Origin of the sequence: Rhodococcus sp. 114MFTsu3.1 (assembly GCF_000383555.1) — a bacterium.
GTDB classification, from domain to species: Bacteria; Actinomycetota; Actinomycetes; order Mycobacteriales; family Mycobacteriaceae; genus Rhodococcoides; species Rhodococcoides fascians_E.
This window is the reverse complement of the sequence record NZ_KB911560.1, coordinates 51,802-72,817: the sequence shown is the minus strand read 5'-3', so window position 1 is coordinate 72,817 and position 21,016 is coordinate 51,802. Positions and strand designations below refer to the sequence as shown.

Sequence of the window (21,016 nt, the reverse complement as noted above, 5' to 3'; positions counted from 1 at the left end):
AGATAGGCGCCTCACATAGGGAGGGTGGTGCGCAGATACTCGTTGCCGAAGATACGGTCCGGGTCCATTCTGTTGCGCACCGCGACGAAGTCCTCGAACCGCGGATACATCTCGGCGAAATCGTCGGCGCGCATCGAGTGCAACTTGCCCCAGTGCGGGCGACCCCCGACGCTGCGGGCGATGGCTTCGACGGCATCGAAGTAGTCGCGATGATCACGGCGGTGGTACTGATGCACGGCGATGTAGGCGGTGCCGCGGCCGTAGGCGGTGGAGAGCCAGATGTCGTCGGAGGCTGCGAAGCGAACCTCGACGGGGAATGCGACGACCAATCCCGACGATCGTTGCCACCGATCGATTTCCCGTATCACCGACGCCACCGTGTCCGCGGGGACCGCGTATTCCATCTCGCGGAATTTGACGGTGCGCGTCGACGCGAACACCCGGTAGCTGCGATCGGTGAACTCGCGGGCGGACAGCGCACGGGACGACAACGCGTTGACGCGCGGAATGGCCGACGGGAATCGCGTCACGGCGCGGTTGACCAGCTCGAATGCCCGGTTGGCGAGCAGGTCGTCGTCGACGAACGCCCGCAGGCGAGAGAGTGGCCTCGTGGCGTCACCGGGCACGCGCGTGTTCGTTTTGGTGAGTACGCGGTCGGTGTGCGGGAACCAGTAGAACTCGAAGTGGTCGGCGTCGTTCCACGCCTGAGAGTCGAGCGTTCCACCGAGCGTCGCGGGTGCTTCGGCAGCGTGCAGCACGTACGCGGGCTCGCATCGCAACGTCACCTTCGTGATGATTCCGAGAGCGCCTAGCCCGACGCGTGCGGCGTCGAACACGTCGGTTTCGGTCTCCCGGGAGCAGTGCACGATGCTGCCGTCGGCGGTCACCAGTTCCAGCGCGAGAACCTGAGTCGAGATGCCACCGAAGCGCTGTCCCGTCCCGTGAGTACCGGTCGAGAGTGCACCGGCGATCGATTGTTCGTCGATGTCGCCGAGGTTCGTCATCGCCAGACCCAGATCCCACAACGCGGCCGACAATGCGCGGAGGCGAGTGCCCGCGAGGACGGTGACGGCGGAACAACCGTCGGGCAAGGGATGTACGGACTCGATGCCCTGCATCAGGTCCAGGCTCATCTGCACCCCGTCGGTGACCGCGATGGATGTGAACGAGTGCCCGGCGCCGACGCACTTCACCGTCGCCCCGCGCTGCAGAGTCCGTATCACGTCCTGCACCGATCTCGGCCGCACCACATCCGCCGGATGTGCGACTTGGTTGCCTGCCCAGTTACGCCACTCGCGCCCCGTCATCGACCCACTATGGCACTCGAGGGAATCCGACCACCGGGTCCGACACGCGGGCCTACTATCGGACGCATGCAGACCCGGCTGCCCGTCGATGCTCGGCGTGCACACCTGGTCCACGCGGCGTTGAACCTAGCCGAACGGGTCGGTGTGGACGCGTTGACGGTCCGTGCCGTCGCCGAGGAGGCGTCGGTTCCCCGCGGAGCCGTCTACTACTGCTTCGAATCCAAGGAAGATCTGGTCATCGCCATGGGCGAGGGCTTGGTGGTCGATGTCACGGCGGCGCTGTTCACCGCGTTCGAGCATCCGAGTCACGTCGGCGGGGTGCGTGGGCTGCGGATGTTGGTGCACAGCGGTCTGACGGCGATCTGGCCACTCGTGGAGGAGACGGCCGATCGGCAATTGCTGTCCTACGAGATCAAGACGTATCTGCTTCGGCACCGCGCGCTCGGCTCGGAGGTCGCCGCGACCATCGCATCCGGTCAGTATCGGATTCGCGACACCGACACGTTCGCGTTCCTGGACAGGTGCGCGCGGATCACCGGCACCCGCTGGCTGGAGCCGACGTCGGCCGTCGCGCATTTCGGGATGGCCACGGTCGACGGGCTGATTCTGCGGTGGCTGGTCGACAGGGACGACATGGCAGTGATCACTGCACTCGACGATCTGTCCGGTGTCATCGCAGGCAAGGCCGTCGAAATCTGACGGGGAGGGCGATCGGTGGTTAGCTGACCGGGTGCCGACCGACCGTATGCCCTCTCTGAATCTTCTCGCCGACGCCACCGCGCATCTCGAGCCGCCGTTCGCCGTCGTCGATGCGGGGGCTCTGGACGCGAACGCTGCTGATCTTCGGCGGCGGGCGGGGTCGACGCCGATTCGTGTCGCCAGCAAGTCGGTCCGTTCCCGGGCGATTCTGGAGCGTGTGCTGGGTCCGAATCTCACTGCAGCACAGCAGTTCGAGGGAATCATGGCGTACTCGCCGGCCGAGGCGATCTGGTTGGCGAGGGCGGGGGCGGAGGACGTTCTGGTCGGGTATCCGACGGTGGACAGGGTCTCGTTGGAGGAGATCACCCGAGATCGGGTGCTGTCGGGGCGCATCACGCTGATGATCGACGATCCCGCCCATCTCGATGTGATTCGCGAGGCCGCCGGTTCGGATCGGCCTCGGCCGCGCGTGTGCATCGACGTCGACGCCTCGCTTCGTCTGGGGCCGATCCACCTCGGTGTCCGACGGTCACCGCTGCGGGAGCCTGCGCAGGTGGCGTCGTTCGCGAGGACGGCCAAGGACCGAGGATTCCGGGTTGTCGGTGTCATGTTCTACGAGGCGCAGATCGCGGGACTGCCGGATTCCAACGCGGTGGTCGAGCTGATGAAGAAGGCGTCGGCTGCAGAGTTGCGGACCCGCCGGTCGACGGTTGTCGACGCGGTCGTCGATGCCGTCGGCCCGCTGGAATTGGTCAACAGCGGTGGCACCGGGTCGCTCGAAGTCAGCTCCGCGGCGTCCTCGGTCACCGAGGTGACGGCCGGGTCGGGGTTGTTCGCGCCGACGTTGTTCGACCGCTACCGGGCATTCACGCCGGAGCCTGCGCTGTACTTCGTGTTGCCGGTCGTTCGTACGCCGACGCCGACGATCGCGACGGTGTTCGGTGGGGGATACGTCGCGTCGGGTCAGGCATCGAGGTCGCGTCTGCCCGCCCCGGTGGCGCTCTCCCGAACTGCGCAGGGAATCCTGCGGGGAGGGCTGAAGCTTCTGCGCAACGAAGGCGCCGGTGAGGTGCAGACTCCCGTCGCCACCAGCGGTGCGCGTATCGGTGATCGCATCTGGTTCCGTAACGCGAAGGCCGGAGAGCCGTGTGAGCGGGTCGATACGCTGCATGTCGTCGAGTCCGACGGCAGCGTCAGCGTGGTCCCGACGTACCGCGGCGAGGGCAAGAACTTCGGCTAGGCGCGTCGCCTCGGTCTGTGGAGCCGGGTCGTCTCGAACTATATGAACGCAAGTCGGGGCCGGGAAGGCATTAACTTAGCATTGCCTAATGCATCTGAAGAATGGGTTGTCTCGACGGTCGTTCATGGTCGGGAGTGTGTCCTTGCTGGGCTTGGCTGGGTGCGCTCGCGCAGAATCGTCGGTCACGCAGGACAGTTCGGAGTCCGCGGCGAGGGTGACCGTGCGAGGTGACGGATTCGAGTCGACAATTCCGCGAGACCCTGCTCGTGTCGTCGTGATGGAGGGTCGTGGCGACCTCGAGTTCGCTCTGCTCGTCGGGTATCCGCTTGTCGCAACGGGCAACACGGCCGCGCCGGGATCTCTTCCGGCCGGTCAGTACGACGGACGGATAGGGAGGGACGTGCAGTCCATCGGCGGTCCGGACGGTCCGAGCATCGAGGAAGTCTCAGCGCTCGCTCCCGATCTCATCGTGATGCGCGCCAACGGGTGGCGGCTGGACTGGTACGGCAACGAGCTGTTGTCGCAGGTTGCTCCCGTGCTGCCGGTCGAGGTGAACGAACCGGATTTCCGAGCGCAGATGTCGAGCCAGTTCGACGCTCTCGGGAGGGGATCGGACGCAGCGGTGCTGCTCGACGCCTACGATGCGACCGTCGCCGATGCGCGCTCCGAACTGGGAGACGCGTTGGTGGGCAGAAGGATTGCGTTGGTCACGAGCGAACCTGCCGCGAAGGGCTACGTCAACTTGTGGACCAATCAGATCGGCACCACCGTGGCCCGAGATCTCGGGTTGGACGTGCTGTACTTCGACCCCGCGGACGAGAAAGGCAATCAGCAGCTGTCGCTCGAGAACCTGTCCTCGATAGCGGATGCGGACTACATCTTCCACCAGACGACGGACCCTGCGGTTGTCGGTGCGGCGGGAACATGGCAGGCGCTCCCTGCGGTCGCCGAGGGTAGGACCGCTGTGCTCGATCCTCGATTGAACAACGGGCTGGTCATCACCGCGTCGGCCATTGCCGACACGATCGCCGGTTCGATCGGCTCCTGGACGAGGGCGTCGTAGCGGCTGCTATCCGGTCAACGCCATGAACGCCCCGAGGGAGTCCAGGCCGTCGGGGGTGGCGGGGAGGTAGTGGGCGAGGGTTCGGGACTGGATGATCATTGCTGCCCATTGCCCGCGAGAGAGGGCCACGTTCAACCGGTTTCGGGACAGCAGAAATCCCGCTCCGCGGGGTGAGTCACCGAGGTTGGACGCGGTCATCGACAGGAGGGCGACTGCGGCTTGTCTGCCTTGGAACTTGTCGACGGTTCCGACGAGGACCTCGGCCAGTCCGGCGCGGTCCAATGACTCTCGGATGCAGGCGACCTGGGCGTTGTACGGGGCGACGACGATGAAGTCGGTCGGCTCGAGTGGGCGGGGACCGGAGTGCGTGTCGGGGTTGGTCCACGGCAGGCCGACCATCTTCTCGATCTGTCGACGAACTTCTTCTGCTTCTTCGGGTGATTCGGTGGTTCTGGCGTCGTGGTCGATGGTCACCGTGTGCAGTCCGGGTCGCAGGCCGTCCAGGACGCGTCGGGACGTGGCGTCCTCGTTGGAGAACAGTTTGTTCTCGTAGGACAACGCGGAGACCGGTGCGCACAGGTCGGGGTGCATGCGCCAGGTGCGGCTGAGGAAGTAGCCGCGGTCGGCGGGAAGTGCACCATGCCCGGCGGCGAGCCATCCGAGCGCGGACTCGTCGACGGGCTCCGGATGTGTTCCTTGGCTGACCTGGGGGAGTTGCTGAGGGTCGCCCAGTAGCAACAGGTTTCGTGCGGACCCTGCGACGGCGATGGTGTTGGCCAGGGAGAATTGTCCGGCTTCGTCGACGACGAGCAGGTCGAGCGATCCGGGGACGACGCGGGTGGTGTGCGAGAAATCCCAGGCGGTTCCGCCGACGACGCAACCCTCTGCTGCGTCGGCCACGAAGGACGGGTACTTGCCCTCCTCGAGCTCGGTCACGCCGTCGGGCGCCTTCTTCTTGCCGACGAGCTGTTCGGGGACCCCGGCGCGGACGATCCCGTCGAGCAGGTTGTCCACCACAGAATGTGACTGTGCGACAACGCCGATACGCCAGTGGTGATCGCGGACGAGCGAGGAGATGACCGCGGCCGCGGTGTAGGTCTTGCCGGTTCCGGGTGGTCCTTGCACGGCGAGGTACGAGTTGTCTAGATCGGTCAGTGCGCCGAGGATCGCGCCGATGTAGTCGCTGCCGACGACGGCGGGAAGCCCGGAGCCGGACCGCGTGCGAGGAGCCGACCGTGATGTCAGATCGGCGACTGCCGTTGCAGGGAGGTCGGGCAACGATGCCGCGAGTTCCTCGGCGGCAGTGACGATCGCCGCTTCGATGCTGACCGTGGGGATGGGTGAGACCGGCGCTGCGGCCATCGGCAGCGCCGACCACGGGTCCGCGCCTGCTGTCAGCTTCTCCTCGATCACGACGACGTCGTCCTCGGCCTCGACCAGGTCGCCTCGGCTGCACGCCCGGTACGACGGGTGAGGCTGTTCCAGGCCGTCGGGTGCGGGTGTGTCGTAGAGCAACCGGACCGACTTCTCGACGTTTCCCGCGCCCGTCAGTCTCAGTCGCCGTCGCAGCAACTTCTGCCGCGGCGTGGTCTTCGCCCATTCGCTCTCGGCTTCCGCCGAGTCGACGGTGAACACTCCCGGGGCGTCGGCCCACTCGTCGACGGGGCTCTGCAACCGGTCGAAGTGTGCCCACCAGAACGGCTTTCGTTCGCGTCGGTGGTATCCGATGGATCCGCCGTAGAGTGCGACGGCGTGCTGGAGATCGGACCTGTCGCCGGTGAGTCCGGCGAATTCGCGGAGCGATTCTTCCAGCGGGGTGGCTTCTTCCTCGGTGTCGGCGCCGATGTCCGCCGCGTGGCGGGGTGGGATTCCTGCGTCGGAAGCCCTCTCCAGCAGCCAGTCTCGTAGTTTCAGAGTGGAATCACAGTCGTAGCGGTTGTAGTCGGCGATCTCGTTCAATAGTGCATCGGCTTCCTCGGTCCTGCCCTCGTCTCGGAGGTCGCACCAGTTGGCGTACTCGACGATCGACGCCGCGGCGTTGGTGACGTCGCCGTCGCGCCCCGCGGGCATGTAGAGGGGTTCGAGTTTCTTGATGCTGTAGGAGCGTTCGCCGATGCGTAGCGATGCTCGTACGACGGGGTAGAGGTCGACGAGCACGTTGTCGCGGAGGAGGTCGTCGACGACCTCCTCGCCGACGCCGTATCGCCCGGCGAGCCTGAGCAGCGCGGTCTTCTCGTAGGCGGCGTAGTGGTAGACGTGCATGCCGGGAAATTGTTTCCGGCGTTCGACGACGTAGGCGAGGAAGTCGATCAGGGCCTGGCGTTCCTGTACGCGGTCGTGCGCCCACAACGGAAGAAACTGCCCGTCGGTGTCGAGAACGCCGAACAGATATTCCAGGCCCCACTCGGTGGATCCTGCCGGGAGTGCAGCCCGCGGATCGGCTCCTGAGGTTGGTTCTGCCCAGAGTGGGTCGCCTTCGAAGTCGAAGAAGATGTCGCCGGGATTCGGTTCGGGGATGGCGCCGAGCGCGTCGGCGTCGAAGATCTCGTACTCTGTTCTGCCGCTTGCGGACTGGGTGATCTGCAGACCTGCTTGCGCGCGCAGGTTGCCGAGGATGCGAGCCGAGATGCCGTCGATCGGGCCGTCGCCGGATGCCAGTTGGACGGTTGTGGTGACGTCGGCGTCGTGCAGATGCGCTCGGTGGCCTCCGGTCAATCCGGCGACGAGGAGGAGGTCGTCCCGTGCGACGACTTGCTCGTCGCACATCTCGCAGCGCCCGCACTTGGTGAAGCGAGGGTCGGCCCAGTCGACGGCGTCGCCGTCGCGCACGTGTTCGTCGAGGATGTCTTCGAGGTGGGCACGTTGGCGACGGTAGATCGGGAGTAGGTTCCGCCGGGCGTGGTCTGTGGTCGTTCCGTCGCCCAGCATGAGGTGCAGGGTGTCGGCGACATCGATTCCGCTCGATCCGAGTGCGTCGGCGTAGGCGGCGAGTTGCAGTAGTGCCGGGACGCGTGCGTGGCGGGACAGCTTGGTGTCGTACACGGAGTACCCCGCGTCCTCCTTGACGAGGAAGTCGCAGAATCCGAGGAACCGGCCGTCGAAGAATGTCGCCTGGTACAGGACGTCGTACCCCCACAGCGCGGTTTCGATGGTGGCGGCGTGCGCGTCGGCGAGGCCCTGCATGGTTCGTTCGGGGCGCGGCATGATGGACACGCCCGCGCCGAACCGTTTCCGGAACGCGTCGAGTTGGCGTCGTTCGTGGGCGAATCCGAGTTCCGACGTGCGTTCCAGCATCGGGTCGGGTGCGGTGGGGACCGGCTTCGTCCGGCCGAGTTTGGCGTCGAGGGTGCGCAGCAATGCGTATTCGCATTCGGCTGCGGCCGACAGGTCGCTGGCGCTGTAGATGACCTGATCACCGAGTACGAACACGCGCCCAACTGTAGGTGAATGCAGCGACAGGTCCGTCGAGAAGGCAAAATAGTCGAATGCCGTTTTTCGAAGGAGTCACCGGGGCCGTGCACTATCGGTCCTGGACCACGCCGCATCCCCGTCTCGTACTGGTGTTTCTGCACGGCTTGGGCCAGAACAGCGGCAATTATCATCGGTTCGCCCGCGTCATGAACACCGAGAACATCGACGTGTGGGCGGTCGATCACGTCGGTCACGGGCTGACCGAGGGCGAGTTGTCCGACGCGTCGCAGATCACCGGTCTTGCCGACAATGCCCTGCAGCTCGCGGACATCGCACGCTCCGAGCGTTCGGGTGTCCCGGTCGCGCTGATGGGCCACTCGCTCGGTGCCGCGACGGCAATCTCTGCGCTCGGAAAGAACCCGGACGGTTTCGCGTCGGTCGTACTGTGCGGAACTCCCAAGTCGACGACGGGCAAGCCGACCGATCTGAGCGATTCCACCTTGCCGCTGCTGGCGATGCACGGTGTCGACGACCGCATGGCGCCCATCGACGCAGTCCGGTCGTGGATCCCGAACGTGCCGGGCGCCCGCCTTCGTGAATTCGAGGACGCGGGCCACGATCTACTGCACGAGAAGGTTCACCGGACGGTTTCGCTCGAAGCCGCGGAGTTCCTCCTGACACACGTGTGACGGGCGGCCCGGTCCGGGTCCGCCCGCCACACGCAGAAACTGTCTACTTGGCGTAGATCGACTCGATCTCCGAGCCGCGCTCCTGGTGGATGATGTTCCGCTTGAGCTTCATCGTCGGGGTCAGTTCTCCCGATTCGACGGTGAAGTCCTGCTCCAGGATCTTGTACTTCTTGATCTGCTCGGCGTTGGACACCTTCTTGTTGGCGTCGGCGACGGCCTTGTCGATCTCGGCGACCAAGTCGGGGTGCTTCTTCAGGTCCTCGAACGAGATGTCGGTGAGGTTGTGCCGTTCCTTCCACCCGGGCAGGGCTTCGGGATCCAGGGTGAGAAGCGCGCCGATGAACGGCTTGGCGTCTCCGACGACGAGGGTCTGGCTGATCAGGGCGTGTGCGCGCAGTGCGTCCTCGAGCACGGCAGGTGCGACGTTCTTGCCGCCGGCCGTGACGATGATTTCCTTCTTGCGGCCGGTGATGGAGACGTATCCGTCCTGGTCGATGGCACCGAGGTCGCCGGTGTGGAACCACCCGTCGACGATGGACTCCGCAGTCGCCTTCTCGTTGTGCCAGTAGCCACCGAAGACGACCGGGCCCTTGAGCAACAGTTCGCCGTCCTCGGCGATCTTGGCGGCGTGGCCGTTGAGCGGTTTGCCGACGCTGCCGATGCGCTGCTCGGCGGTGGTGTTTACGGTGATGGCCGCGCTGGTCTCGGTGAGGCCGTAGCCCTCGTAGACGGGGATTCCCACGCCGCGGAAGAAGTGACCGAGGCGTGCGCCGAGGGGAGCGCCGCCGGAGATCGCGCGGTCGCAGTTGCCTCCGAGTGCTGCGCGCAGCTTGGAATAGACGAGCTTGTCGAACACGGTGTGCTTGATGTTCAGGAGCAGTCCGGCGCCGCCCTTGTCCTGGGCTTCGCTCCACTCGATCGCGGTGGCCGCGGCCTTGTCGAAGATGCCGCCCTTGCCGCCGTCGTGTGCCTTCTGTTTGGCCGAGTTGTAGACCTTCTCGAACACACGCGGGACGGACAGGATGAAGTCCGGCTTGAACGTCGCGAACTGGTCGAGCAGCGTGGTGATGTCCGAGGTGTGGCCGATAGTGGCCTTCGACTCGAATGCGCCGAAGGAGACAGCGCGTGCGAACACGTGCGCCATCGGCAGGAACATCAGGGTGCGGTTGCCCTCCTTCATCGAATCGTGCAGAGCGAGCTGTGTGGCCTGCACCTCGGCGTAGAAGTTGGCGTGCGTCAGCTGGACACCCTTGGGGCGACCGGTCGTTCCGGAGGTGTAGATCAGCGTTGCGGGCGCCGACGCCTTCACCTGGTGACGCCTGGTGTCGAGGTCCTCGTCGCTGATCCCTGCACCGCGGGTGGTCAGTTCGTCGATGGCGCCTGCGTCGATCTGCAGCACCTCGCGCAGGTCTGCTGCGCCTTCGGTGACCTCCTTCAGTGCCTCGGCATGTGCGGGAGTCTCGAGAATCAGCAGTTTGGTGGCGGAGTCCTCGAGGATCCACTGAGCCTGATCGGCTGCGGAGGTCTCGTAGATCGCGACGGTGCAGCCGCCTGCGGTCCAGATGGCGTAGTCGAGGACGACCCACTCGTAGCGGGTTGCCGACAGGATCGCGACGCGGTCGCCCAGCTCGACGCCGGAGGCGATCAGGCCCTTGGCGACGGCCTTGACCTCCTTGGCGAACTGCGCTGCGGTGACGTCGGTCCAGGTTCCGCCGACGAGACGCTGGAACGGTACGAGGTTCGGGGACTCCTTCTCGTACCGGAAAACGGTATCGGCCATCGAAGCATCGTCGGGAATGGTGAATGACGCCGGCACAGAATATTCGCGCACTGTAGGACCCCTCCGGGAAAATGACGTAACAGGTGTGCATTTCATCACATTCGGGGCCGTGTTGCACTACCGAGGGTGTCCGGTTTGCGAATTTTTCCGACCAGTCGTGTGGAGTTAGGTGTGACTCGCAGTGCACAATAACTGTTGCGACCGTCGATTTCGACAGCGAGTGTCGCCTCGGTCACCACGACACCGACGATGCTGGTCGGCGGGACGGGGCGTGGGAGGTGACGTCGACCGCTGATTTGCGACACTCGTCTGTCCGAGTCCGTGACAGGGACTAAGCTCGGCTGTATATGAGCACAATCGACTACTTGTTCAACACTGCCGAATCAGGATGCCGCTGTGACGACTGACGAGTCCACTTCGAGCGGGTCGGCATCGGCGTCCTCCGAAGCGACCCCCTCCGCCGAGTCCCCTTCCGAGTCTCCCACCACCACGTTCGCCGATCTGGGTATCGACGAGCGCGTGCTGAAGGCTCTGCATGCCGTGGGCTACGAGAGTCCGTCGCCGATTCAGGCGGCGACGATTCCGCCGTTGATGAACGGCAGCGACGTCGTCGGCCTCGCGCAGACCGGCACCGGTAAGACCGCCGCGTTCGCCGTGCCGATCCTGTCGCGTCTGGACGTAGAGCGGCGTGTTCCGCAGGCGCTCGTCCTGGCGCCGACGCGTGAGCTGGCGCTGCAGGTGGCCGAGGCGTTCGGCAAGTACGCGGCCAACATTCCGGGCCTGCACATTCTTCCGATCTACGGCGGCCAGGCCTACGGTATCCAGCTGTCCGGGTTGCGCAAGGGCGCGCAGATCATCGTCGGAACGCCCGGTCGTGTCATCGACCACCTGGAGAAGGGGACGCTCGATCTGTCGCATCTCGAGTATCTGGTGCTCGACGAGGCCGACGAGATGCTCAAGATGGGCTTCCAGGAGGACGTCGAGCGCATTCTCTCGGACACTCCGGAGTACAAGCAGGTTGCGCTGTTCTCCGCGACGATGCCGCCTGCCATTCGCAAGATCTCCAAGCAGTACCTGCACGATCCGGTGGAGATCACCGTCAAGACCAAGACGTCGACGGCACCGAACATCACCCAGCGGTACGTCCAGGTGGCGCATCAGCGCAAGCTCGAGGCACTCACTCGCATCTTCGAGGTCGAAGAGTTCGAGGCGATGATCATGTTCGTCCGTACCAAGCAGGCCACCGAGGAACTCGCGGAGAAACTGCGGGCCAGGGGCTTCTCGGCAGCGGCCATCAACGGTGACATCGTCCAGGCTCAGCGTGAGCGCACCATCGGTCAGCTCAAGAACGGCACCATCGACGTTCTGGTCGCGACCGATGTCGCGGCACGCGGACTCGACGTCGACCGAATTTCGCACGTCATCAACTACGACATTCCGCACGACACCGAGTCCTACGTGCACCGCATCGGTCGCACCGGGCGAGCGGGACGTGCAGGCGAGGCGCTGCTGTTCGTCGCACCGCGGGAGCGTCACCTGCTCAAGGCGATCGAACGTGCGACGCGTCAGCCGATCACCGAGATCCAGTTGCCGAGCGTCGACGACGTCAATGCCCAACGTGTCACGAAGTTCGGCGACTCCATCACCGAGAGCCTGAACTCGCCGAACCTGAGTTTGTTCCGCAAGCTCATCGAGGATTACGAGCGTGAGCACGACGTCCCGTTGGCGGACATCGCAGCGGCTCTGGCCGTTCAATCCCGTGACGGCGAGGAGTTCCTGCTCAAGCCCGAGCCTCCTGCCCCGCCGCGCGCACCTCGCGAGAAGCGCGAGCCGCGGCCGGCGCGGACGTTCGACGACGATGCCGCAAGCTCGCACCACCGCAAGACCGGCCAGGCGATGGCGACGTACCGCATCGCCGTCGGCAAGCGTCATCACGTCGCTCCCGGTGCCATCGTCGGTGCCATCGCCAACGAGGGTGGGCTCCGGCGCTCGGACTTCGGGCACATCAGCATTCGTCCCGATCACTCGCTCGTCGAGCTGCCCGCCGATCTCGCCGACGAGACGGTCGAGGCGTTGCGGCGCACCAGGATCAGCGGTGTGTTGATTCAGCTTCAGCCTGATTCGGGTCCTCCCGGTGGCCGCGGTGGCCCCCGCGGCGGCGGCAAGTTCAAGGGCCGTCGTCCCCGGGACTGACACGAGCACACGAGAAACCCCCACCCGCACGTCGGATGGGGGTTTTCTCGTGTCCACCGGGCCGGTGGTCCGCACCTCGAGAATTCGATCGACTTGTCGGGACGACGCACCGCCGGCAGGGGATCATGAGTCGGTGATCGCGCAGACACTGTATGGACAGGTGCAGGGAATCGTCGACGACGGTGTGGCCGTGTGGAAGGGAATTCCCTACGCGGCGCCCCCGGTGGGCGATCTGCGGCTGCGGGCACCGCGGCCGCCGACGGCATGGTCGGGCGTGCGCGACGCGACCGAGTTCGGGCACATCGCGCCGCAGACCGAGCACGGCCCCCTGCCCATCGACCCGGGCCTGACCGTCGGCGAGGACTGCCTGACGCTCAACGTGTGGAGCCCGGCCGGCGCCCGAGGCTTGCCGGTGATGGTGTGGATTCACGGCGGCGCGTACTACCTGGGCAACTCCGCGCAACGGGTGTACGACGGCAGGACGCTGGTCACCGACGGTCAGGTGGTGCTGGTGACGGTGGGCTACCGTCTCGGTGCGCTGGGGTTTCTGGATTTCTCGGCGTTCGGGGATTTCGATTCCAACGTCGGTCTGCGTGATCAGATCGCGGCTCTGGAATGGGTGCGGGACAACATTGCGGGCTTCGGCGGTGATCCGTCGCAGGTGACGCTGTTCGGGGAGTCGGCGGGCGGTGGGTCGGTCACCACCCTGATGGTCTCGCCTGCGGCTGCCGGACTGTTCCACCGGGTCATCGCGGAGAGCTCCCCGGCGACATCGGTGTACGGGGCGCAGAGGGCGTCGTCCATTGCGGAGCGTTTCCTGGAACTCGCGGGGGTGGAGGCGTCGGGACTGCGGGGGCTCGACATCGGGGACATCGTGCGAGCGACGGGTGAGTTGGTGCAGGAGATCCCGGCGAAAGTGCCGGGAACCTTGGCGCTGGCTCCCGTCGTCGACAGGGATCTGGTCCCGCACTACCCGGTCGCGGCCTTCCAGAAGGGGTACCAGCACGCGGTCCCTCTGTTGATCGGGACCAACCACGACGAATCGTCGATGTTCAAGCTGATGAAGTCGCCGTTGATGCCGATCACCCCGGACAAGGTGCACGAGATGTTCCAGGCGATCGCCGAGGATCATCCCGAGATGAGGTCCGACGAGGAAGTGGAGGTCACGTCGGCCTATCCGGGGTATCCGACGAAGCGGTCGGCGCTCGAAATTTCGCGCGATGCAGCGTTTCGAATGCCGACGCTGTGGATCGCGGAGGCGCACAGTCGTCGGGCACGCACTTTTCTGTATCGCTTCGACCAGGCGACTCCGTTCCTGAAGATCACCAGGCTGGGCGCGATGCACGGTACCGAGGTGCCCTATGTGTTCGGCAACTTCGGCGTCGTTCCCAAGGACCCGACGTTCAAGCTGGGTGGTCGCAGAACTGCAGAAGCGGTCGGTGAGCGTCTCCGGCGCCGCTGGGTCGATTTCGCGTACGGACGTGATCCGTGGGCTCCGTACGACGAGGCGACTCGGACGACTCTGTTGATCGACAAGCACGACACGGAGGTCGACGACCCGGACCGCGAACTCCGTCGGGCATGGGGTGAGGAGATTCTCGGGTTCACCTAGATTTACTCACATAGGCGAGGGAGGTTAGGCTGGCCTTTGTTGTGCGCCACTATGTTTGAGAATTCTACGATCCTGGGTAATTGCGACCGCATGACCAGAGTGACGCTGCGCGTGAACGGCACCGACCACGATTTCGACTGCGATGTGCGGACGACTCTGCTCGACGCACTTCGAGAACATCTCGATCTGATCGGCGCCAAGAAGGGATGCGATCACGGCCAGTGCGGTGCGTGCACCGTGCTCGTCGACGGCCGCCGCATCAACAGCTGCCTCGCCCTCGCAGTCGGCTACCAGGGCCGCGAGGTGGTGACCGTGGAGGGCCTCGCCGACGGTGACACGCTCCATCCTGTGCAACAGGCCTTCGTCGACAACGACGCGTTTCAGTGCGGATACTGTACGTCCGGGCAGATCTGCTCGGCCGTTGCCGTCATCGAGGAGGCGAAGCAAGGCTGGCCGAGCGCGGTCACCGAGGACGATCACCCACGCCTGACCCGCGAGGAAGTCCGCGAACGGATGTCCGGCAACCTGTGCCGCTGCGGTGCCTACGCCAACATCGTGCCCGCAGTGATGGAGGCAAGCGAATGAAGACGTTCACCTACGACGTCGCCACCGACGTCGCCGACGCTGTGAATCGGCTTGCGTCGGATCCGGATTCCGCGCTTCTGGGCGGTGGGACCAACCTGGTCGATCTGATGAAGCTCGGTGCGGCGCAACCGTCGTCGCTCATCGACGTGACGAGGTTGCCGCTCGGTGAGATCGACATTCTGGACGACGGGTCGCTTCGGGTCGGCGCAGCGGTGAGCAACAGTGATCTGGCTGTGCATCCGGTGGTTCGCTCGCGCTATCCCGTGTTGTCGCGTGCGGTGTTGTCCGGTGCGTCGGGTCAGCTCCGCAACATGGCCACCGTCGGGGGCAATCTGTTCCAGCGCACGAGGTGTGTCTACTTCATGGACACCTCCAAGCCGTGCAACAAACGTGATCCTGGTTCCGGCTGTCCGGCCATCGCGGGTGATCATCGCAACCTCGCCATCCTCGGGGCGTCGGATCATTGTGTGGCGACGCATCCGTCGGACATGGCAGTGGCGTTGACCGCGTTGGATGCGGTGGTGAACATTCAGGGCCCGCACGGGGCCCATCGTGTGCCGATCGGGGAGCTGTACCGGCTACCCGGACACGATCCCGATCTGGACACCACCATCGGCCACGACGAGATCGTCACCTCCATCGACATTCCTGCGCTGCCCGACGGCGCGGTGTCGCTGTACCGGAAGGTGCGCGACCGTGCGTCCTACGCATTCGCGCTCGCGTCGGTGGCTGCGGTCCTTCGGGTGGAGGGCGGTCAGGTCACCGAGGCGCGCGTGGCGCTCGGCGGAGTCGCGCACAAGCCGTGGCGTGCGATCACCGCGGAGGGTGAACTGCTGGGCAGGTCGGCGAAGCACGAGGCGTTTCGTGAAGCGATCGACTTGGAATTGAAGGCCGCGGTGCCGTTGCGGGACAACGGGTTCAAAGTTCCCTTGGTGCGCAATCTGGTGACCGAGGCCCTGACCGATCTGGCAGCCAGGAGTGTGCAGGAATGAGTACCGCATCGATAGGGCAGTCGATCCCCCGGACGGAGAGCGTCGCGAAGGTGACCGGCCGGGCGCGATACGCTGTCGAGCAGCATGCGGAGACGGCGCCGGCCTACTGCTGGTATGTCCCGGCGGAGATTCCTACAGGTCGCGTCTCCCAGGTGACCGCGCCGGCCGACGTCACGCTGCTGTGGCACGAGAACGCCGAGAAATTGGGTGAGATCGAGGACACCGAACTTGCTGTGCTGCAATCCGATCGAGTCGCCTACCGTGGTCAGATCGTCGCCGCAGTGGTGGCCGACTCCCTGGAGGCCGCACGCGAGGGCGCCGCGCAGGTTCGGGTGACGTACGCGGACGAGGCGCGGCCGGACAACGAACTGACGACGGATCACGCGTCGCTGTATGCGCCGGAGACCGTCAACGCAGGGTTTCCGACCGACGTGACCGTCGGCGATCCTGACTCGGCGTTGGCGTCCGCGGCCCACGTCGTCGACCGCTGGTACACGACGGCTCCCATGCACAACAGTCCGATGGAACCGCACGCGACGACAGCGCAATGGTCGGACGGCGTTCTGACGGTGTGGGATTCGACGCAGGCGCCCTCCGGAGTCCAAGGGGACCTCGCGACGGTGTTCGGTCTGGACCCGTCGAACGTCCGCGTCGTCGCCGAGAACGTCGGCGGCGGGTTCGGCGCCAAGGGCAGTACCCGGCCGAACGCGGTGCTGGCGGCCATGGCGTCGCGTGCCGTCGGCCGCACTGTCAAGCTGGCGTTGCCGAGGCAGGCGTTGTTCGATCTCGTCGGATACCGCACGCCGACGATCAACCACGTCCAGTTGGGTGCATCCGCCGACGGCACCCTCGCGGCGTTGGCACACGACACGTTTCAGCAGACGTCGCAGATCTTCGAATTCTGCGAGCAGACCGCGGAGTCGTCGCGCCACATCTACGCCTCGCCCCACCGTCGCACCACGCATCGACTGGCAGTGCTGGATGTCCCGACGCCGCGCTGGATGCGGGCACCTGGCGAGGCTCCCGGGATGCTCGCGGTGGAGACGGCGATCGACGAGTTGTCCTACGAGGTCGGAATCGATCCGATCGAGTTGCGAATACTGAACGAACCGGACGTGGACCCGGCGAGTGGCAACGCGTTCTCCTCGCGCAGCGTCGTCGAGTGTCTGCGTGAGGGAGCCGAGAGGTTCGGGTGGGCGGAGCGCGATCCACGTCCGGGGCATCGCAGGGAAGGGCGCAAGCTCATCGGTACCGGTGTCGCCACGGCGAGTTACCCGGTGCTGATCAGCCCGTCGACGGCGTCGGCGACGCGGGCCGAGGACGGCTCCGTCACGGTGTCCGTGGCGGCGTCGGACATCGGTACCGGCGCTCGAACCGTGTTGCGGCAGATCGCCGCCGATGCCCTCGGTGTGTCCGCGGATCTCGTGGTCCTGAAGCTGGGTGACAGTGCGCTGCCGAAGGCCCCAGGTGCAGGCGGTTCCTCGGGCACGTCGTCCTGGGGGTGGGCGGTGACGAAGGCGTGCACGGAACTCGCCTCGAAGACCGGCCCGGCCGAGGTCACCGTCGACACCTCCGACGACCTGGACGCGCAGAAGGACTTCGCACGCATGGCGTTCGGTGCGCAGTTCGCCGAGGTCGAGGTGGACGTCGACACCGGTGAGGTGCGGGTCCGGCGAATGCTCGGTGTCTTCGGGATCGGGCGTGTGATGAATCCGCGCCTCGCTCGGTCGCAACTGATCGGCGGCATGACCTTCGGGATCGGCATGGCGTTGATGGAAGCGGGAAACACCGATCCGGAGTTCGGCGGATTCTCCAACCACGACTTCGCCGAGTATCACGTTCCGGTGTGCGCGGACATTCCCGTCGACATCGAGGCGACCTGGGTCGAGGAGCACGACGACGAACTGAGCCCCATGGGAGGCAAGGGAATCGGCGAAATCGGTACGGTCGGTTCCCCCGCAGCGATCGGTAACGCCGTCTTCCATGCCACCGGCGTGCGGGTCCGGGACCTTCCCATCACTCTGGACAAGGTCCTTCCGCACCTCTAGTCACGTGCGCGGAAATGTAGGCCAATGCCTACATTTCCGCTCACAGGAGCAGACGGCTGAGGAACTGCCTCGTTCGGGCCTCGGCGGGGTTCTTCAGTACGTCGGCGGGAGTTCCGCGTTCGACCACGACGCCGCCTTCGATGAACAGCACCTCGTCGGCGACCTGCTCGGCGAACCGGATCTCGTGGGTCACGATGACCATCGTCCAGCCCTCGGACGCGAGTTGTTTGATGACGGCGAGGACTTCGCCGACGAGTTCGGGATCGAGTGCCGACGTCGGTTCGTCGAACAGCATCAGTTTCGGTTTCAGCGCCAATGCCCGTGCGATGCCGACGCGTTGCTGTTGGCCGCCGGAGAGCTGGAACGGGTACTGATCGGCCTTGGCGTCGAGGCCGACCTGGTCGAGCAGGCGGTGTGCGTCGGCTTCGGCGTCCGCGCGGGGGCGCTTCTGCACGATGACCGGGCCTTCGGTGATGTTCTGCAACACGGTCTTGTGCGGGAACAGGTTGTGCTGCTGAAACACCATTCCGCTCTGGGCGCGATATGCGCGCAGAGCTGCGGCGGAGGGGTTCGCGCCGAAGTCCACGGTCACGTCGCCGATGCGGACGATGCCTGCATCGGCGGGATCGAGAGCGTTCAGAGATCGCAGAACCGTGGTCTTGCCCGATCCCGACGGGCCGATGATGACGGTGACCGTGCCCGACGGCACCGTGAAGGAGACGTCGCTGAGGACGTCGATCGGGCCGAACGACTTTCGCAGAGACTTGACTTCGAGAAGATCTGTCATTTGGCCACGTACCTGTCGAGTCGGACTTCGAGTTTGCCTTGGAAGAACGAGAGAATCATGCAGATCACCCAGTAGTAGAGGGCGGCGACGCTGTAGAGCGCGAAGAAGTCGAAGGTGGGTGCGGCGGCGAGCTGGGCGACGCGCAGAAGTTCGGTCACGAGGATCGTCGACGCCAGCGAAGTGTCCTTCACCAGCGAGATCAGTGTGTTCGACAGCGGAGGGACCGCGGTACGCAGGGCTTGGGGAAGGACGATGCGCTGCAGCGTGGTCCGGTAGCCCATACCGATGGTCTGCGACGCTTCCCACTGGCCCTTGGGCACGCTGAGGATGGCGGCTCGGATGACTTCCGCGGCGTATCCGCCGACGTTGAGGGAGAAGGCGATCACCGCGGCAGGGAACGGATCGATCACGACGCCGAACTGAGGCAGCGCGTAGAAGACGATGAACAGCTGCAGCAGCAGGGGAGTGCCGCGAATGATCGAGACGTAGAACCGGGCGGCCGACGAGAGCGCTGTGGTGGACGAGATCCGCGCCAGCGCGACGCCGAGGGCGATGACGAGTCCGACGACGAAACTGATGGCGGTGAGCGGAATCGTCATGGTGACGGTGGCCTTCAGCATCGGCCAGAGGTTGTCGAGGATCAGGTCGAACTTCGACTGTTGTTCGCTCGCAGCGCCGTCGGACGTCGGAGCCTGGGTGTCCGCGGTGGGTGCAGCGACGGCCGAGCCGAAGTACTTCTCGGAGATCCGGGCGAGTGTGCCGTCGGCCTGAAGGGTGTCGATCGCGGCGTCGATGTCGTCCATCAGTCCGCTGTCCTTGCGGGCGGCGAACGCCTGATAGCTGGTGTCTCCGGTTTGTGCGGCGACCTTCACGCCGGTGTCGCCGGTTTCCTTCAGATATTCGGCGACGGCGAGGCTGTCGTTCACGGTGGCGTCGACTCGGCCGTCCTTCACCAGGGTGACCGCTTGGACGAACCCTTCGACGGCCTCCACGTCGGCACCGGCATCGGCGGCCACCTCGGCCCAGTTGCTCGTCGACGACTGCGCGGTGGTCTTGCCGGCGAGGTCGGCGACGGAGGTGATGGAAGTGTTGTTCGCCGCGGTGAGGATCTCGCCTTCGGAGACGGTGTACGGCTTGGACAGGTCGTACGCGCTCTGCCGTTCGGGGTTGATGGTGACCTGGTTGGCGATCAGGTCGAAGCGCTGCGATTCGAGGCCGGCGAAGATCGAATCGAACGGTGTCTGCACGAATTCGACGCCGACCCCGAGTTCGCCGGCGACGGCATTGACGACGTCGACGTCGTACCCGGTCAGTTGGCCGTCGGAACCTTGGAAGCTGAACGGACTGTAGGTCCCTTCGGTGCCGACGACGATCACGCCGTCGTCGCGGATCTTGTCCAGTACCGAACCGGACGATCCGCAGCCGGCCACGGCGAGCAGAGCGACGATCGCGGCCAGTAGAGCGAGCGCTTTTCGGTGCACTGGAAAAACCTACCCGTCGATTTCCAATTCCGCCGAGACAACCACGGCATTGTTCATCGGTAGCGCGGCCACGCCGATCGCGCTGCGGGCATGTGCCCCGATCTCCGGGCCGAACACCTGAAGGACGACGTCGGAGAAACCGTTGATCACGGTGGTGGTCTGTGTGAAGCCGTGGTCCGCGTTCACCATCCCGGAGACGGTCAGCCAGGCCGAGACGCGGTCGAGGTCGCCGACAGCGCGACGGACGCTGGCCAGCACCGCGAGAGCCGCGTCTCGCGCCGCGTCGGTGGCCGCGTCGAGGGAGATGTCCGACGGCACCGCACCGAACGGGCCTGCGAGGGAGCCGTCGGGACGCTGCGGTGAGTGACCGGATACGTACACGCGGTTGCCGCGGACCCGGGCCCAGTCGAAGCAGAATTCGAATCCGGGAGGTGCCTGCGCCTCGGCGGGGAGGACGAAGCCGAGTTCTTCGATGCGTTTCTCGATGTGCATGTCACCACAGCCTCGTCGTCGGGACACCGTTGATCGTCTCGACGGTCCATCCGGATCCGTCGTGCAGGAGCGTCGAGACGCCCGCGTTGAGGATCCGTGGGGACGTGACGCCCCGGATGGCGTCGAGAATGCCGCGGATGACTCCGCCGTGCGCGACGGCGATGACCGAGGACTCGGGATTTGCGGCCGCGATCTCGTCGACCGCGCGCACTCCGCGGACGATCATGTCGCGTCGTGGCTCGAGGCCGGGATACATCCCGTGCGGCCAGTGGGAGTACGCGTCGTAGTCGGTGAACCCCTCCGCGGCGCCGAAGTGACGTTCGGCGAGATCGGGGTAGGTGGCGGTGCGGGAGATACCGAGGTGCGAGCCGATGATGTCGGCCGTCTCGGCCGCACGCGAGAGCGGTGAGGAGACCAGCAGGTCCCACGAGTGTTCGGACAGTTCGTACACGGCTTCGCGGGCCTGTGCGCGTCCGGTGTCGTTGAGTGGGATGTCGGAACTGCCCTGGAGACGGCCGTGAAGATTCCAGTCGGTTTCTCCGTGCCGGACCAGTGCCAGAAAAGTCATAGTGAAGAGAAGATTATCGCAGTTACCGCAGAGTACGGTCGAAGAGGACATACGTGGTCGATATCGGAG

Annotated in this window: 16 protein-coding genes; 9 read left to right on the top strand and 7 right to left on the bottom strand. The window is 65.4% G+C overall.

Annotation, left to right across the window (positions count from 1 at the left end):
• Nucleotides 1-11: 11 nt before the first annotated feature.
• Entirely contained in the window at nucleotides 12-1,307 is a 1,296-nt protein-coding gene (locus H292_RS0123995; RefSeq protein ID WP_019665334.1) for a D-arabinono-1,4-lactone oxidase, read from the bottom strand.
• Nucleotides 1,308-1,373: 66 nt separating this feature from the next.
• On the opposite strand from H292_RS0123995, the gene H292_RS0123990 reads away from it, so the two are divergent.
• The 3 genes from H292_RS0123990 to H292_RS0123980 all read left to right on the top strand — a co-directional run bounded on the left by H292_RS0123990 (nucleotide 1,374) and on the right by H292_RS0123980 (nucleotide 4,309).
• Entirely contained in the window at nucleotides 1,374-2,006 is a 633-nt protein-coding gene (locus H292_RS0123990) for a TetR/AcrR family transcriptional regulator (protein ID WP_019665333.1), read from the top strand.
• A gap of 46 nt (nucleotides 2,007-2,052) precedes the next feature.
• A complete protein-coding gene (locus tag H292_RS0123985) occupies nucleotides 2,053-3,246 on the top strand; it encodes an alanine racemase (protein ID WP_170949159.1) in 1,194 nt (397 codons plus the stop codon).
• Nucleotides 3,247-3,334: 88 nt separating this feature from the next.
• Nucleotides 3,335-4,309, top strand: coding sequence for an ABC transporter substrate-binding protein (locus H292_RS0123980; protein WP_231383917.1), 975 nt, complete (start codon nucleotides 3,335-3,337; stop codon nucleotides 4,307-4,309).
• A gap of 6 nt (nucleotides 4,310-4,315) precedes the next feature.
• Here H292_RS0123980 and H292_RS0123975 read toward each other — a convergent pair whose 3' ends face one another.
• The gene (locus H292_RS0123975; RefSeq protein ID WP_020113088.1) at nucleotides 4,316-7,738 is read right to left on the bottom strand and encodes a TM0106 family RecB-like putative nuclease; all 3,423 of its coding nucleotides are present in this window, start codon (nucleotides 7,736-7,738) and stop codon (nucleotides 4,316-4,318) included.
• Between the two features lie 56 nt (nucleotides 7,739-7,794).
• Between H292_RS0123975 and H292_RS0123970 the strand changes: the two genes are divergently transcribed.
• Nucleotides 7,795-8,409, top strand: coding sequence for an alpha/beta hydrolase (locus tag H292_RS0123970; protein ID WP_020113087.1), 615 nt, complete (start codon nucleotides 7,795-7,797; stop codon nucleotides 8,407-8,409).
• Between the two features lie 43 nt (nucleotides 8,410-8,452).
• Here H292_RS0123970 and H292_RS0123965 read toward each other — a convergent pair whose 3' ends face one another.
• Nucleotides 8,453-10,240 (bottom strand): AMP-dependent synthetase/ligase, encoded by a 1,788-nt coding sequence (locus tag H292_RS0123965; RefSeq protein ID WP_027499048.1) that lies wholly within the window; start codon nucleotides 10,238-10,240, stop codon nucleotides 8,453-8,455.
• Nucleotides 10,241-10,690: 450 nt separating this feature from the next.
• On the opposite strand from H292_RS0123965, the gene H292_RS0123955 reads away from it, so the two are divergent.
• From H292_RS0123955 to H292_RS0123935, 5 genes are all read left to right on the top strand, one after another.
• A complete protein-coding gene (locus H292_RS0123955; protein ID WP_170945279.1) occupies nucleotides 10,691-12,382 on the top strand; it encodes a DEAD/DEAH box helicase in 1,692 nt (563 codons plus the stop codon).
• A gap of 133 nt (nucleotides 12,383-12,515) precedes the next feature.
• Nucleotides 12,516-13,994, top strand: coding sequence for a carboxylesterase/lipase family protein (locus tag H292_RS0123950; RefSeq protein WP_020113084.1), 1,479 nt, complete (start codon nucleotides 12,516-12,518; stop codon nucleotides 13,992-13,994).
• A gap of 90 nt (nucleotides 13,995-14,084) precedes the next feature.
• Nucleotides 14,085-14,579, top strand: a complete 495-nt coding sequence (locus tag H292_RS0123945; RefSeq protein WP_019665325.1) for a 2Fe-2S iron-sulfur cluster-binding protein — start codon at nucleotides 14,085-14,087, stop codon at nucleotides 14,577-14,579.
• Nucleotides 14,576-15,571 (top strand): FAD binding domain-containing protein, encoded by a 996-nt coding sequence (locus H292_RS0123940; protein WP_020113083.1) that lies wholly within the window; start codon nucleotides 14,576-14,578, stop codon nucleotides 15,569-15,571. Before H292_RS0123945 ends, H292_RS0123940 begins: the two co-directional genes overlap by 4 nt.
• On the top strand, nucleotides 15,568-17,619 hold the full coding sequence (locus H292_RS0123935; RefSeq protein WP_020113082.1) for a xanthine dehydrogenase family protein molybdopterin-binding subunit: 2,052 nt from the start codon (nucleotides 15,568-15,570) through the stop codon (nucleotides 17,617-17,619). The genes H292_RS0123940 and H292_RS0123935 overlap by 4 nt, the downstream gene beginning before the upstream one ends.
• A gap of 40 nt (nucleotides 17,620-17,659) precedes the next feature.
• Here the strand turns inward: H292_RS0123935 and H292_RS0123930 are convergent, their stop codons facing one another.
• Genes H292_RS0123930 through H292_RS0123910 form a run of 4 tightly spaced genes read right to left on the bottom strand, consistent with a single transcriptional unit; the run spans nucleotide 17,660 to nucleotide 20,947 of the window.
• On the bottom strand, nucleotides 17,660-18,406 hold the full coding sequence (locus H292_RS0123930; protein WP_019665322.1) for an amino acid ABC transporter ATP-binding protein: 747 nt from the start codon (nucleotides 18,404-18,406) through the stop codon (nucleotides 17,660-17,662).
• Nucleotides 18,403-19,887: an ABC transporter permease subunit gene (locus H292_RS27985; RefSeq protein WP_020113081.1), complete on the bottom strand. Its 1,485-nt coding sequence runs from the start codon at nucleotides 19,885-19,887 to the stop codon at nucleotides 18,403-18,405. The genes H292_RS0123930 and H292_RS27985 overlap by 4 nt, the downstream gene beginning before the upstream one ends.
• A 9-nt stretch (nucleotides 19,888-19,896) precedes the next feature.
• Complete coding sequence (locus tag H292_RS0123915; protein ID WP_020113080.1) at nucleotides 19,897-20,379, bottom strand: RidA family protein; 483 nt, start codon at nucleotides 20,377-20,379, stop codon at nucleotides 19,897-19,899.
• Between the two features lies 1 nt (nucleotide 20,380).
• Nucleotides 20,381-20,947 carry a histidine phosphatase family protein gene (locus H292_RS0123910; RefSeq protein WP_019665319.1) on the bottom strand — a complete coding sequence of 189 codons (567 nt, stop codon included), beginning with the start codon at nucleotides 20,945-20,947 and terminating at the stop codon, nucleotides 20,381-20,383.
• Between the last annotated feature and the right edge of the window lie 69 nt (nucleotides 20,948-21,016).

Bases quoted from the DNA above. Each gene is read 5' to 3' on its own strand.
- H292_RS0123995 (WP_019665334.1), bottom strand. From the start codon at position 1,307: ATGACGGGGCGCGAGTGGCGTAACTGGGCAGGCAACCAAGTCGCACAT.
- H292_RS0123990 (WP_019665333.1), top strand. From the start codon at position 1,374: ATGCAGACCCGGCTGCCCGTCGATGCTCGGCGTGCACACCTGGTCCAC.
- H292_RS0123985 (WP_170949159.1), top strand. From the start codon at position 2,053: ATGCCCTCTCTGAATCTTCTCGCCGACGCCACCGCGCATCTCGAGCCG.
- H292_RS0123980 (WP_231383917.1), top strand. From the start codon at position 3,335: ATGCATCTGAAGAATGGGTTGTCTCGACGGTCGTTCATGGTCGGGAGT.
- H292_RS0123970 (WP_020113087.1), top strand. From the start codon at position 7,795: ATGCCGTTTTTCGAAGGAGTCACCGGGGCCGTGCACTATCGGTCCTGG.
- H292_RS0123945 (WP_019665325.1), top strand. From the start codon at position 14,085: ATGACCAGAGTGACGCTGCGCGTGAACGGCACCGACCACGATTTCGAC.
- H292_RS0123940 (WP_020113083.1), top strand. From the start codon at position 14,576: ATGAAGACGTTCACCTACGACGTCGCCACCGACGTCGCCGACGCTGTG.
- H292_RS0123935 (WP_020113082.1), top strand. From the start codon at position 15,568: ATGAGTACCGCATCGATAGGGCAGTCGATCCCCCGGACGGAGAGCGTC.
- H292_RS0123930 (WP_019665322.1), bottom strand. From the start codon at position 18,406: ATGACAGATCTTCTCGAAGTCAAGTCTCTGCGAAAGTCGTTCGGCCCG.
- H292_RS0123915 (WP_020113080.1), bottom strand. From the start codon at position 20,379: ATGCACATCGAGAAACGCATCGAAGAACTCGGCTTCGTCCTCCCCGCC.
- H292_RS0123910 (WP_019665319.1), bottom strand. From the start codon at position 20,947: ATGACTTTTCTGGCACTGGTCCGGCACGGAGAAACCGACTGGAATCTT.